Annotated in this window: 9 protein-coding genes and 1 pseudogene; 5 read left to right on the top strand and 5 right to left on the bottom strand. The window is 64.7% G+C overall.

Annotated features, from left to right (window positions below; genetic code table 11):
- Nucleotides 1-52: 52 nt before the first annotated feature.
- The gene (locus tag ABIB66_RS07650; protein ID WP_354205763.1) at nucleotides 53-1,246 is read right to left on the bottom strand and encodes a serine hydrolase domain-containing protein; all 1,194 of its coding nucleotides are present in this window, start codon (nucleotides 1,244-1,246) and stop codon (nucleotides 53-55) included.
- A gap of 348 nt (nucleotides 1,247-1,594) precedes the next feature.
- Here ABIB66_RS07650 and ABIB66_RS07645 point away from each other — a divergent pair, with 348 nt between their 5' ends.
- The gene (locus tag ABIB66_RS07645; RefSeq protein ID WP_007603877.1) at nucleotides 1,595-1,915 is read left to right on the top strand and encodes a hypothetical protein; all 321 of its coding nucleotides are present in this window, start codon (nucleotides 1,595-1,597) and stop codon (nucleotides 1,913-1,915) included.
- 123 nt (nucleotides 1,916-2,038) lie between these two features.
- Nucleotides 2,039-3,532 carry an NAD-dependent succinate-semialdehyde dehydrogenase gene (locus tag ABIB66_RS07640; protein WP_354205766.1) on the top strand — a complete coding sequence of 498 codons (1,494 nt, stop codon included), beginning with the start codon at nucleotides 2,039-2,041 and terminating at the stop codon, nucleotides 3,530-3,532.
- A 212-nt stretch (nucleotides 3,533-3,744) separates the two neighbouring features.
- Here ABIB66_RS07640 and ABIB66_RS07635 read toward each other — a convergent pair whose 3' ends face one another.
- The 3 genes from ABIB66_RS07635 to ABIB66_RS07625 all read right to left on the bottom strand — a co-directional run bounded on the left by ABIB66_RS07635 (nucleotide 3,745) and on the right by ABIB66_RS07625 (nucleotide 8,206).
- Nucleotides 3,745-5,961, bottom strand: coding sequence for an SLC26A/SulP transporter family protein (locus tag ABIB66_RS07635; RefSeq protein ID WP_354254652.1), 2,217 nt, complete (start codon nucleotides 5,959-5,961; stop codon nucleotides 3,745-3,747).
- A gap of 334 nt (nucleotides 5,962-6,295) precedes the next feature.
- The gene (locus tag ABIB66_RS07630) at nucleotides 6,296-7,210 is read right to left on the bottom strand and encodes a phosphoribosylaminoimidazolesuccinocarboxamide synthase (RefSeq protein WP_354205770.1); all 915 of its coding nucleotides are present in this window, start codon (nucleotides 7,208-7,210) and stop codon (nucleotides 6,296-6,298) included.
- Nucleotides 7,211-7,288: 78 nt separating this feature from the next.
- A complete protein-coding gene (locus tag ABIB66_RS07625) occupies nucleotides 7,289-8,206 on the bottom strand; it encodes a pirin family protein (protein WP_354205772.1) in 918 nt (305 codons plus the stop codon).
- A 292-nt stretch (nucleotides 8,207-8,498) separates the two neighbouring features.
- Between ABIB66_RS07625 and ABIB66_RS07620 the strand changes: the two genes are divergently transcribed.
- Both ABIB66_RS07620 and ABIB66_RS07615 read left to right on the top strand, forming a co-directional pair.
- Nucleotides 8,499-9,560, top strand: coding sequence for a helix-turn-helix domain-containing protein (locus ABIB66_RS07620; RefSeq protein WP_354205774.1), 1,062 nt, complete (start codon nucleotides 8,499-8,501; stop codon nucleotides 9,558-9,560).
- 145 nt (nucleotides 9,561-9,705) lie between these two features.
- Nucleotides 9,706-11,132: pseudogene (locus tag ABIB66_RS07615) on the top strand (serine hydrolase domain-containing protein).
- Nucleotides 11,133-11,320: 188 nt separating this feature from the next.
- Here ABIB66_RS07615 and ABIB66_RS07610 read toward each other — a convergent pair.
- A complete protein-coding gene (locus tag ABIB66_RS07610; RefSeq protein WP_354254650.1) occupies nucleotides 11,321-12,688 on the bottom strand; it encodes an MmgE/PrpD family protein in 1,368 nt (455 codons plus the stop codon).
- Nucleotides 12,689-12,812: 124 nt separating this feature from the next.
- Here ABIB66_RS07610 and ABIB66_RS07605 point away from each other — a divergent pair, with 124 nt between their 5' ends.
- Nucleotides 12,813-13,928: an FUSC family protein gene (locus tag ABIB66_RS07605; protein ID WP_354205780.1), complete on the top strand. Its 1,116-nt coding sequence runs from the start codon at nucleotides 12,813-12,815 to the stop codon at nucleotides 13,926-13,928.

The following is a 13,928-nucleotide window of genomic DNA, read 5'->3' as shown; positions in this document are numbered from 1 at the left end:
GACGGCCGGGACAACAAGCCCGGCCGTGACGCGTCGTGAGAGTTTGGCCGCCTTACGCCGCCTTCTGCCCGCTGCCGGCATCAAGCCCGGCATAGACGCCGCGCTCGAAGCCGGCAAAAGCCTCGAGACACTTTGCGTCGGCGAATGGCAGCAGCTGCATCAGGATCACGCCGGTGACGTCGCGCGCCGGGTCGATCCAGTAATAGGTGTTGGCGAGGCCCGCCCAGGCGAGGCTGCCCGCGCTGCGGCCCTCGGCGGTCTTGGCGGTGTTGATCATGAAGCTGAGGCCCCACTTCTTCACCTGTTCCGGGTAGAGATCGACGTCATTGGTGTACATCGGCGCTGCCGTGGTCATCTTGCCCATGGCGAGGTCGCCGATGTGGTTCTGCCCCATCGTCGCGACGGTCTCGGCCTTCAGCACCTGATTGCCGTTGCCGCGGCCCTTGTTCAGGATCATCTGGGTGAACCTGATGTAGTCGGCTGCGGTCGAATAGAGGCCGCCGCCACCCATGTGGAATTCGGGCTCCTGCTCGAGCTCGAACGGGATCGCGGCGAGTTGGCCATCCTCGCCGCGCGCATGCATGCCGACCAGGCGCTTGCGCATGTCGTCGGTGATCTTGAAAGCGGTATCGCTCATGCCGAGCGGTGCGAACAGATTGTCGCGCAGATAGGCATCGAGGCGCTTGCCGCTGACGGCTTCCACCGCCTTGCCGACGAAATCGATATTAGTGCCGTATTCCCAGCGCGTGCCGGGGTCGGTCATGATCGGCGTCTTCAACGCCGCGTTCTGGCAGGTGGTGATGGCGGGGATGCCGTTCTTGTCCAGATAGACCGCGAGATCGCCGTTCCACATGTTGTAGCAGAAGCCTGCCGTGTGGGTCATGAGTTGGCGCAGCGTGATCGGCCCCTTGGCCGGCCGCAGCTTGGCCTCGCCCTTGGCATCGAAACCTTCGAGCACCTGCGGCTTGGCGAGATCGGGCAACACGTCGCCGATCGGCGCATCCAGCGACAGCTTGCCTCGCTCGACGAGCTGCATCGCGCCCGCCGATGTCACCGCCTTCGTCATCGATGCGATCCAGAACACGCTGTCGGCGGTCATCGCATCCGGCTTGGACAGGTCGCGCTTGCCGAACGCGCCCTGATACAGCACGTCGGTACCGCTGGCAGCAATGGCAACGACGCCCGGAATCTCCCTGGCTTCGCTCTTCTGGCGCAGAATCTGGTCGATCTCAGCTTTGCCTTGCATACGCGTTTCCTCCGGTTTGATTATTGTTGGAAGCGATCGATTGTCCTCCCGCGTGCGCCGCGCGGCAAGCACATCCACATACCTGCCGCGGTCGCGATGTCGTGACTTGACGGTCCGTCACCCACGCAGGACGACAATAGACCGAACCGCAACACGCAGTCACAATCTTCGGTGGATGGCCGCAACGAGCCGTGACCTTGGATGGGCCTGGGCGAAATGTTTCGAAAGTTTTCGAGCACTTGAAACATTTTGTGAGTTGTGGCGTTCAGCACCGGGCCCAATCGCGGGCCAACGTTAAGACTTGATGCAAATTTGGCGGCCGCCCACCGGCCGCGAGGGGGACCTCAGATGATTTCGACCTGGAGTGAATGGAAGCGCTATCCCCGTCCCGGACGGGGCGAGAACCTGGAAGCGCCGATCGCGCCCGGTATCTACGAGGTCCGCATCGCCGGCACCGGCGCGCTCTATTCGTTCGGCGCGGTCGACAATCTGGCGCAGGCGCTTGCATTGCTGCCGGTCGGTTCAAAGTCCTGGTTCGGCCGCCGCAACGCCTCCGACGTCCCCGATCTCGAATACCGGACCTGCGCGACCTCTTCGAAGGCGGACGCCAAGGCCGCCGCCGAGCGCATGATCGGGCGGCGCGAGACCTATCTGAGCGGCGCGGCGTAAGGACGCGCCGCTCCCAGCCTGGCTCCCAGCAGATGTGCGTTGCGGGACGGTGCATTGCGCGCCGCTTTTCCCTATATTCCGGCCGAACCGGAACAGCCCGCAAAAGCCTTTGGGAGTAACGCCATGACCCCGACCGCCACCGCTCGTGCCCAGCACGCCACGTCCAATCTGCGCGACCGATTGAAGGACCCGTCGCTTCTGAAGGAGGCCTGCTACATCGACGGCGCCTGGGTCGGCTCGCCGGTCTTCGCCGTCAACAATCCCGCGACCGGCGTCGAGCTTGCAAAGGTTCCGCAGCTCTCCGTAGATGATGCCACTAGGGCGGTCGAAGCGGCCGAACGCGCGTTCCCGGCCTGGGCCAAGCACACCGCCAAGCAGCGCTCCAATATTTTGCGCAAATGGTTCGAGCTGATCATCGCCAATCGCGAGGACCTCGCGCTGATCCTCACCTCCGAGCAGGGCAAGCCGCTCGCCGAAGCGCTCGGCGAGGTCGACATCGGCGCCGCCTATATCGAGTTTTTCGCCGAGCAAGCCCGCCGCGTCTATGGCGAGACCATCCCGACCCAGCGGCCCGATGCGCGCCTGCTTGCGATCAAGCAGCCGATCGGTGTCTGCGGCGCCATCACACCGTGGAATTTCCCGAACTCGATGATCACCCGAAAGGTCTCGCCGGCGCTGGCCGCGGGCTGCACCGTGGTGCTGAAGCCCGCCAACGAGACGCCACTCTCGGCTTTGGCGCTGGCCGTGCTCGCCGAGAAGGCCGGCATCCCCAAGGGCGTGCTCAACATCATCACCGGCGATGCAGCGCCGATCGGCAAGGTGCTGTGCGAGCATCCGGCCGTGCGTTTCGTCGGCTTTACCGGCTCGACCGCGGTCGGCAAAATTCTCTACCGGCAGGCCTCTGTTGGTGTGAAGCGGCTCGGCCTCGAGCTCGGCGGCAACGCGCCGTTCGTGGTGTTCGACGACGCCGATATCGATGCGGCGGTCGAAGGCGCAATTGTCTCGAAATACCGCAACATGGGCCAGACCTGTGTCTGCGCCAACCGCCTCTACGCCCAGGACAAGATCTACGACGAGTTCGTGCAGAAGCTGTCGAAGAAGGTCGCGGCGATGAAGATCGGCGATGGCACGGAAACCGGCGTCACGCAGGGTCCGCTGATCAATTTGAAAGCGGTCGACAAGGTCGAGCGCCACATCGCCGATGCCGTCAAGCGCGGCGCCAAGGTCGTCACCGGCGGCAAGCGCAGCGAACTCGGGCGCTCGTTCTTCGAGCCGACGGTGCTCTCCGACGTCAAGCCGGACTCGCTGGTGGCGCAGGAGGAAACCTTCGGCCCGCTCGCACCGGTGATCCGCTTCAAGGACGAGGCCGACGTCATCGCGATGTGCAACGCCTCGCCGTTCGGTCTCGCCTCCTACTTCTACTCCCGCGATCTCGGCCGCGTCTGGCGAGTCGCCGAAGCGCTGGAATCCGGCATGGTCGGCGTCAACACCGGCCTGATCACCACCGAAGTCGCCCCCTTCGGCGGCGTCAAGGAGAGCGGCCTCGGCCGCGAAGGCTCGCATCACGGCATGGAAGAATATGTCGAGATCAAATACGTGATGATGGCGGGGGTGTAGGGCTCGCCATCATTCGCGGATGTGATGAACGCAATGCCCCCTCCAGGGTCGTCCTGGCGAAAGCCAGGACCCGTTACCCCAGCGAGGCGTTTGGCGAAGATTGGTGGTCCGGTACTTCCACCGCCTGCGAGAGATAGATTCCGCGGTATGGGTCCTGGCTTTCGCCAGGACGACATCCAATGTGTGGTGCGCTAATTACTCAACGGCGTTCGCTACCGCCTCAACACCGCAATCGTGCGATTCGCAAAGGTCAGCCGCTCCGCCATCACGGACACGAAATAGGTCAGCAGCTTGTGGCTGAGCGCGGGATCCTCGGTCTTGATGGCGTCGAACTGGTGCGTATTCAGCACGTAGAGCACGCTGTCGACTTCGGCCTGGATGGTGGCGCTACGCGGTGTCCGTGACACCAGCCCCATCTCGCCGATCGTGGTGTAACGGCCGAGGCTGCGCACGCGCGTGGTGCGGTCGTCGTCGGCCGGAATCATGATGCCGACGCGCCCGTCGAGAATGAAATGCATGGAATCGGCGGGATCGCCGGCCTGCACGATGACCTCGCCGGCTTCGACCTCGATGCGCTGGCAGCGGCGGATCAGCTCGTCGGCGCCATCCTCGCTGCCGAGCATTCGCGTGAACCAGTCGCGCAGGCTGGCTTCTTCCTGCGCCAGCTCCTGATGCTGCGAGATGAGCTCGTTTTCGCACCATTCCAGCGCGTGATCGAGCTCGGGAATGATGGTGACGCCCTCGCCGACGAAGTCGCTGGAGCGCAGCACCTTCTCGGCCGCAGCCGACAGATGCACCAGGATCAGCTCGACGCCCAGTTCGCCAGCGCTGCGCTTGATCTGGGCAAAGCTATACGCGGCCGATGAATCGACGCCGGTGACGAGCTTGAAGTCGAACAGCAGATAGCGGCATTCGGGGCGTTCCTGCAGCAGCCGCTTGACGTGCTGATAGAGCCGGTTGGCCGAGCCGAAGAACAGATAGCTCTGGAGATTGAGGCCTTGGATCTTGCCGCCATGGGCCAGCAGCACGTCCTGGTCGTCGCGCGAGCGGTCGAGCGAGGAGCGGTACTCCGAGCCGTCGAAACTGTATTTGATCGACTCGACCCGCGCGGCGCTGAACGCAAACGTCGCGCAGCCGATGATGACGCCGATCAGGATGCCCGGAACGAAACCCCAGGCGACGATGATCGCGATGATGGCGATCAGCGACAGATATTCCAGCTTCGACAGCCGCTTGCGCGACTCGATGATCCATTTGTGCAACTGGTCGGCGCCGAGATAGAGCAACAAGCCGCCGAGCACGAATTTGGGGATGAAGCCGAGCAGCTCGGGCGCGACAGCGAGCATCAGAAGTGACAGCGCCGCGACGGTGAGGCCGGACAGACGCCCGCGGCCGCCGCTGGAAAAATTCAGCATCGAGCGGCTGGTGGAGCTGCAGCCTGGGTAGCCGCCCAGCATGCCGGTCAGGATGTTGGCGGCGCCGGTGACGTTCAGCTCACACTCCAGATTGGCTTCGCGATGCGTGGCCACCTCGATGCCGGTGGTGTTGAACAGCGTGCTCGAGGCCGTGACGAAGATGACGGCGACGACATTGCCAAGCAGGTCCGGGATGGCAAACCAGGGATACCGTGCGAGATCGTCGGTATGCCAGGGCAGCATGAAGGCCGCTTGCGGCGGGGGCTGAAAGGTCCAGCCCAATGTGCGCGCGTCATCGAAGGAAACGCCGGTGACCCAGAACGCCAGATGCGCGGTGAGCATGCCCGCGACCAGGATGATCGGCAGTCCGAACGGGCTGCGCGAGCGGTGCCAGGTGAGATACAGCACCAGCGCCATCACGCAGGCGGCACCGAGCTCCAGCAAGATGGTGCGGTTGGCGAAGTGCGACAGTGTCGCGAATTGCAGCGGATGGTCGGTGATCACCCGGACCGCACCCATGACGATGAGAAGTCCGGTTGCGCCGAGGAAGCCGCCGACCACGGGATAAGGCACGTAGCGGATGGCGCGGCCAAGCCGCGTCAGGCCTAGTCCACACAGCACCAATCCTGTCAGCATGGTCGACAGGCCGAGCGTGATCAGGATCGGCGACAGCAACGGTGCCGACAGGTTCGCCGTCTCGATGCGTTCGACCACCGAGGCGGCCAGGATACCCGTCACCGCGGCGGTCGAGCTGTCGGGGGCTGCAATCGCGAAGGGCAGGGAGCTGCCGAGCCCGATGACGGCCGCAAGCACCGCGGAGCTGACGAAAGTTGCCGTGATGCCGTAGGACAGATAGGGCGACAGCGGCCCCGCGAAGATCAGCAGCGAGTAGGACAGTCCGAACGTGACGGTCAAGACGCTGGCGGCGCTCCCGCCCAATATATCGTTCAGCGCGCGCTTGAGGGCCGGATTAAGTCCGGTCGACGGAGTGAAGCCAATTGCTGGATCTGTCACGCCGTGACACTCGCTCGTGAATATTCCCCTCCGAGAGGTAGACGACTCGGACGGTAGCGCAACAAGTTTCTTTCAAATGTGGAGTACCCGACAGTTTCGGGAGCATTCGGTGAGGATGCGGTCCACGGCGTGCGAACGGCTAATCATGCGCAGCAGGCGGATGGAGAGTCACCGAGCAGGCACACATACTCGGTGTCGTCCCGGCGAAGGCCGGGACCCATACCCCCAGGGAGATGTGTGGCGAAGATCGATTGTTCGGGATTAGAACCGTCAGCGATCGATAGACCTCGCGGTATGGGTCCCGGCCTTCGCCGGGACGACGATAGCGCCTGCGCTAGATCTTCAGCTCGCTTCCCGTCACGCGGCGATACGCTTCCAGATACCGCTTGCTGGTTGCGTCCACCACGCTTGCCGGCAAAGGCGGCGGCGGGGCGTCGCCGTTCCAGCGGCCCGCGCGGCGTTCGACGTCGAGATAGTCCCGCAAGGGCTGCTTGTCGAAGCTCGCCTGCGGCTGGCCCGGCTTGTAGGCGTCGACGGCCCAGAAGCGCGAGGAGTCCGGCGTCATGACTTCGTCGATCAGGATGATGCGGCCGTCCTTGTCACGGCCGAATTCGAACTTGGTGTCGGCGATGATGATGCCCTGCTCGCGGGCGAGTTCCTCGCCGAGCGTGTAGATCGCGCGGGTCATGCTCTCGAGCGTGTAGGCCGTCTCGTCGCCGACGACCTCGCGCATCTTCGCGATGGTGATGTTCTCGTCATGGCCGGTCTCGGCCTTGGTCGCCGGGCTGAAGATCGAAGGCTCCAGCTTCTCGCTCTCGACGAGGCCCGCCTTCAGCTTTTCGCCGGCCAGCGTGCCGCTTGCTGCATATTCCTTCCAGGCCGAGCCCGAGAGATAGCCGCGGATCACGCATTCGATCGGAAACACCGTGGTCCGGCGGCAGAGCATGGCGCGGCCGAGAATTTCGGCGCGATGCGGTTTCAAGGCCGGCACGGCGGCGATGATCTCGTCGGTGTCGGCGCTGATCATGTGATGCGGCACCACGCCTTCGAGCTCGTTGAACCAGAACGCGCTGATTTGCGTCAGCACCGCGCCCTTCATCGGGATGGTCTCGCCCATCACGACGTCGAAGGCGCTGATGCGGTCGGTGGTGACGAGCAGCAGGCGGTCGTCATCGACGGCGTAGATATCGCGCACCTTGCCGCGCCCGATCTTGGGCAGCGGCAGGTCGCTGGAGAGCATGGCGGTCATCGGCAGAACTTTCGGAGCAAGGCCTTGCGACAGGAAAATCCGGCCGCACCTGATCGCGCGACCGGAAACCGGGATAGCCTATTCCGGCAGCGGAATGAACTCATGTTCCTGCGGAACTGCCGCGAAGCGGCCGGTTTTCCAGTCCTGCTTGGCCTGCTCGATCCGCTCCTTGCTGGAGGACACGAAATTCCACCAGATGTGGCGCGGGCCCTCCAGGGCGTCGCCGCCCAGAAACATCATCCGCGTGGCTTTGAGCGCGTTCACCGTGATGCGGTCGCCCGGACGGAAGATCAGCAGCCGCGGCCCCTCGTAGCGCTCGTTCGCGATCTCGACCTCGCCGTCGACGACGTAGATGGCGCGCTCCTCATGATCAGGATCGAGCGGCACGGTCGCGCCCGCGACCGCCGTGACCTCGGTATAGAACCATGGCGAAACCATCGACACAGGCGAGGTGATGCCGAAAGCCGAGCCCGCGATCACCTTCGCGGTGAAGTCGCGTTCGGAGACCATCGGCAGGTCCCCCGCGCCGTAGTGCTGGAACGACGGGGCGATCTCTTCCGATCCGGCCGGCAGCGCGATCCAGCTTTGCAGGCCCAGCATTTTCTGCCCCGAGGCGCGTTGTACATCCGGCGTGCGCTCGGAATGTGCGATGCCGCGGCCGGCTGTCATCAAGTTCATCGCGCCGGGCTGGATTTCCTGGATGTTGCCCTCACTGTCGCGATGCATGATCGCGCCGTCAAAGAGATAGGTGACCGTGGCAAGCCCGATATGTGGATGCGGCCGGACGTCCATGCCCTTGCCGGAGACGAATTGCACAGGCCCGAAATGGTCGAAGAAGATGAAGGGACCGACCATCTGCCGCTTGCCGTGCGGCAATGCGCGCCGCACCGCGAAGCCATCGCCGAGATCGCGCGTGCGCGGCACGATGACGAGATCGAGCGCATCGCAGGACATGGGATCGCCGAGCACGGGATCGTTCGAGGGTTGCCAACTCATGATGGACTCCTTTTGGCTTTCTTGGTCCCGACGCTAGCAGAAATTTACACCGCCGTCGCGACAAAGCCGGGTTCAGACGTTGTGACGGCAGCAGTGCCGCATGCACGACTGTCATCGTCCGCGAAAGCGGGCGATCCAGTACGCCGCGGCCCATCAGCTCGATTACAACCCTCTCGGAGTACTGGATCGTCCGGTCAAGCCGGACGATGACAGCTGTGGTGCGGATGGTGCTTGAAAAAATCAACCCGACGGACGATGTTCGGCTCGCCCATACCGATGGCCACAGCATCTGATGACATCAGCCGCCCTTGAACTCGCATTCCGCGCCGCTTCTGTGGCGTTGCTATTAGTGCTGGCGGCATCGCTTGTCAGCGATTTCCGCAATGTGCTGGCAGCCCGGCTCGGTGCGGCCTTGGCACTCGGCTCGGCCGCGCATGCCGCGAGCTATTCCGTCGGCATATCGCCGCTGGTCCCGACATGGCATGCGCCGCTGATCGCGGTGTCGACCGGCAATATCGTGGTGTTCTGGCTGTTCACGCGCGCTCTGTTCGACGACGAGTTTTGCCTGCGCAGGTGGCACGGATTGACCTGGGGGTTGGTGACAGCGTTCAGCTTCGTCAGCTGTCTCTGGATCGCGCCCGGCGGACATGTCCGGCTCGCCGTCACCGCGGTGAACCTGATCGTGCTCGGCTTCATTGCGCTCGCGATCATGCAGACGATCGGCTCATGGTCGGCCGATCTGGTCGAGCGCCGCCGCCGTGTTCGCATCTTCATCGTCTGTGCTGCCGCGCTCTATGGCGGACTGAACGCGCTGCTCCAGATCCTCGTGGTCGGCAGCGACGTCGGCGATGTCGCCAACACCGTCAATACCGGCGTGCTCGCCAGCATCGTCGCGGCCATCGCCTATGCGATCATGCGCGTGGACGGCGCCGACCTGTTTCCAGCCGCCACGGACGCTGCGCCGGCGATCGCGGCGAGCCAGCCTGTTGGCGAGGACGCCGCCGACCAAAAGCTCATCGACGCCCTGATGCGGCTGATGGCGGACGAGCGGATCTATCGCCAGGAGAACATCAGCATCGGCGTGCTGGCGGGCCGGCTGAAAATTCCCGAATACCGGCTGCGGCGGCTGATCAACCAGAGGCTCGGCTACCGCAATTTCAATGTGTTCCTGAACAACCACCGGATCGAGGAGGCCAAGGCCGCGCTGGCCGATCCCGCCCAAGCCGAGGTCCCCGTCATCACCATCGCGATGGATTCCGGCTTCCAGTCGCTCGGCCCCTTCAACCGCGCCTTCAAGGCCGTGACCGGCGTGACGCCGACGGAATATCGGCGGCTCAAGGTGAATGCTGTCTAATCTTTAGTGTACTGAAATATCTAGGTTATTTTGGAATCGGCGAGCGTCTCGCGGTTTTCAGCTATGCCGTTTTCCAGCTCCGGCGAGCGGGCATCGCGTGAATGCCGTCTCGTCTCCGGCACACGCCTCAAGCCGGAGCAAGCCCGTGACCCGCCGCCGCAAGATTGTCCTTCTCACCACCACCGTCGCCTTTGCCGGCCTCGCGCTCGGCGCGGTTCGCGCCCATGACGTGCCCAAGGTCGCCACCGGCTTCATCGCCGACGTGCTCTGCTCGGAGACGTTTGTCTCCGGCCTCGATGTCAGGCGTAATTTGACCGAGACCATTGATGCGATGCCGGGTGCCGGTTTGCTCACCTGGGCGATGGGCTATCAGGTCGATCGCGCGCGCAAGGACGTTACGGTGACGCTGTTCGGCATTGGCCGCAGCCATGCCGTCTATCGCGAGGGCCTCGGCTGCACGCTCGAGCACGGCACTGGTATCGCCGACGTCAGGCTGCCGCCTGATGACCGGCAGCCGGTGTTGCTGCCCGAGATTGCCGGCCCCGCGGTCGTGCCGCCGCAAAGCCCGGAGTTGTCAGCCGCGCTCGATCGTGCCTTCGCCGAGCCGACGTCGCCGCCATTCCGCCGCACCCGCGCGATCGTCGTCATGAAATCGGGCCGCATCATCGCGGAGCGCTATGCGGACGGCATCGGACCGGAGACGCCGCTGCTCGGCTTCTCCATGACGAAGTCCGTGATCTCGGCTCTCACCGGCATCCTCGTGCGCCAGGGCAGACTGAAGCTCGACGGGCCCGCACCGGTCGCCGCCTGGACAAATCGGGACGATCCGCGTCACGCCATCACCGTCGATCAATTGCTACGCCACACCGCGGGCCTGGCGCTCGGCAGCTCGCTTCAGGCCTCGCTCGGCTCCGCCTTCGAGCCGGTCAATCGCATGAAATTCATCGAAGGCGACATGGTCACCTATGCCGCGAGCATGCCGCTTGCGACCGCGCCGGGCACCGTGTGGAATTATCACGACGGCAACACCATCATGCTCGCGCATCTGATTTGCAACGCTGCCGGCGGCAATCCCGAAGGAGCGCTTGCCTTCGCGCGCCGCGAATTGTTCGCGCCGCTCGGCATGCGCCACGTCACGCTCCAGCTCGACGGCGCCGGCACGATCAAGGGGTCGAGCGAGATGCTCGCATCCGCGCGCGACTGGGCGCGCTTCGGGCAGCTTTATCTCAACGACGGCGTCGCCGGCGGCAGGCGCATCCTGCCCGAGGGCTGGGTGAATTACTCGGCGTCGGCGACGCCCAATGCCTGGGTCGGTATCGGCGCCGGCTTCTGGACCAACCAGGGCGACAGTTTTGGCGCGACCTTCCGCGTCAAGCACGGCTGGCCGCGCGATGCCTTCTTCGCCAAGGGCACGATCGGGCAATACACGATCGTGATTCCGTCGGAGCGTCTGGTGATCGTGCGTTTAGGCCGTTCCCCGAACGCACCGCCGGAAGCGGACGGTGTGTTCGATCTGGTGCGCGACGTGGTTGCGGCTACGCGCGAAAGGGAAAGTTGGCGCGGGTGAATTGAGGTGCTCTCTTCCCTTCTCCCCTTGTGGGAGAAGGTGGCGCGAAGCGCCGGATGAGGGGTATGCTTCTGCGAATGCAATTGTGAGAGGTGTGCTCGCGGAGAGAACCCCTCACCCGTCTCGCCGCTGCGCGGCGAGCCACCCTCTCCCACAAGGGGCGAGGGTGCACCGCTCGTGTAGCGCAATTCTACTAACGCCCCAGCTCCGTCGCCTTCGCCACGCGATCGAACCGCTCCAGCGTCATGATCGCGTCCGCGAATTTCTCCGCGCGCGCATTCAACACCGGGCGGGCGAGCGTCAAGAACTTCTGCTGCATCGCCTGCGCATCCGGGAACGAGGTTGGCTCTCCCGATGGATCGGCGTAGAGGCGCTCATGCACGCCGTCGTCGGTGGTGATACTCACGCGCGCGCCAAAGGGATGGCTGCGGCCGATTTCGAGCCGATCGTCCTGCACCACGTCGAACTTGTCAGCGAGCGCGTCGATGGCGGCGTCACCCAGGCGGTTGTAGTCGTCCCAGCCAAATGAGCCCTGGTCGAGCGCGAGCGCGCCGGTGAAGAACATCGAGAACTGACCGCCGACGATCGAGGTCGGGTGGCGCTTGGTCGCGGCGTCGCCGGTCAAGGTGATGCCGTTGCGATGCAGTCCGATCTCGACGCGCTTGACCTGATCGGGCGTCAGATTGTGCTCGCGCCGCATCGCGATCAGCGCGTCGATCGCGGCGTGGGTATAGCGGCAGCTCGGATACGGTTTCACGCCGATCTTCATGGTTTCGTAAGTCTTGCCGAGCTCGGCGACCGCCTTGTCGGGATGCGCATCGTCGGTGTAGCCGGTGAGCAGGCCGTGCTTGCCCTCGACCGATTCCGTCGCGCCGACGAAATCGTTGCGCGCCAGCGTCGCGGCGATCACGCCATTCATCGCGGCGGCGCCGACCTGGTAGCGCTTGTTCCAGGCGCCGTTGACCAGGAATTGCAGCGAGCCCGCGGCTTGGCTGCCGGCGACGCCGAAGGCGGCGATGAGCTGTTGCTCGGACAGGCCAAACAGTTTGCCGGCGGCCGCTGCTGCGCCATAGGTGCCGGCGGTGGCGGTGGGGTGAAAGCCGCGGGCATAATGCGAGGTCGGGTCGAGCGCGTTGCCGAGCCGGCAGCAGACCTCATAGCCCGCAACGATCGCGGTCAGCACGTCGCGGCCCGACGCGCCGACCATCTCGCCGATGGCGAAGGCGGCCGGAACCACCGGCGCGCTCGGATGCAACGAGGAGTCCGCATGGGTGTCGTCGAAGTCGAGGGAATGGCCGAGCGCGCCGTTGAGCAGCGCCGCGACTGCCGGCGTCCAGGTCTTGCTGTCGCCGAACACGGTGGATTCGCCTTTGGTGTCGAGCGCGAGCGCCTCCAGCATCTTCAGGATCGAGGGGGTCGATTCCGCTTCGCTGCGGGCCCGGATCGCGCTGCCAAGGAAGTCCAGCGTCAGCACTTTTGCGCGATCCAGCACTTCCGCCGGAATATCCTGGAATTTCAGGTTGGCGACATAGGCGGCGAGCGTTGCGGTTTCGTGAGCCATCGTGTTTCCTCGTTTTGGCGCGCAAGTTAGGCGGGCTGATTTGGCCTTTCAAGCGGCCTCGGGGCCGCGGGCATCAGCTATGCTTTTGGCTGGCTTTACCAGAGTTGGACCGGGATACGCGACCATGGCATTCGCAGGAGAGCTGTTCGACCGGGTCTGGTCGCGAAAGACCCAATTGGGGTTGGCGATCCGGGTCACGGTGGCGGCCACCGGCGCCTACGCGCTCGCCACCGCGCTGCATCTCTTGTTGCCGCTCTGGGCCGTCCTCACCTCCATCATCGTGACCCAGATGAGCGTCGGGCGCTCGCTGAAGGCGACGCGCGACTACATGCTCGGCACCATCGGCGGCGCCATCTATGGCGGCGCTATCGCGATCCTGATCCCCTATTCCGGCGAACTGGGACTGCTGGGTCTACTGGTGCTGGCCGTGGCGCCGCTTGCCTTTGTCGCATCCATTTATCCAAATCTGAGCTCTGCAACGGTGACGGCCGTGATCGTGCTCGTGCTTCCGTCGATGCATCATGCCGATCCCATGGCCTCGGCGATCGATCGCGTCAGCGAAGTCGCGGTCGGCGCCATCACTGGGTTGCTGGTCTCCTTCCTGGTGCTGCCATCGCGCGCGGTGCGGCAAATCCGCGCCAGCGCGGCGAAGCTGCTCGAACTGATCGCGGAGGCCTTCACCGAATTGCTCGCGGGCCTGACGCGCGGCCGGGACAACGACGCGCTGCATCGGATTCAGGACGGTATCGGCACCGCGATGGTCGGCATGAATACCATCGGCGCCGAAGCCGAGCGCGAGCGCTCTGCGCGATTGTCGAGCGGGCCGGACACCGGCCCGTTGTTGCGCACGATCTTGCGGCTGCGCCATGACGTCGTGATGATCGGCCGCTCGACCGTGGTGCCGTTGCCGGCCGAGGTGCAGACGCGGCTTGCCGCGCCGCTGACGGAAGTCTCTACCGTGATAGCGCGCTTCCTGGGTTCGGCCGCCGCGGCCTTGCGCGAAGGCGCCGGCGCTCCGCCGATCCACCCTGTGCATGTCGCGCTCCAGCATTATGCCGAGGCGGTCGCCGCCGTGCGCCAGGACGGCCTGATCCGGGGCCAGCCCAGCGATACCGCCGAGCGCTTCTTCGCGCTCGGGTTTTCCCTGGAGCAGATGCACCAGAATCTCTGCGATCTCGATCGCGTCGTCGGCGAATGGTCGGAGGCCGCGGCCGACAAGCCCGCGCGCGTGGCGGAGTGA

It is taken from the genome of Bradyrhizobium sp. F1.13.3 (assembly GCF_040548265.1).
GTDB lineage: Bacteria > Pseudomonadota > Alphaproteobacteria > Rhizobiales > Xanthobacteraceae > Bradyrhizobium.
This window is presented reverse-complemented; position numbering and strand designations above follow the sequence as displayed.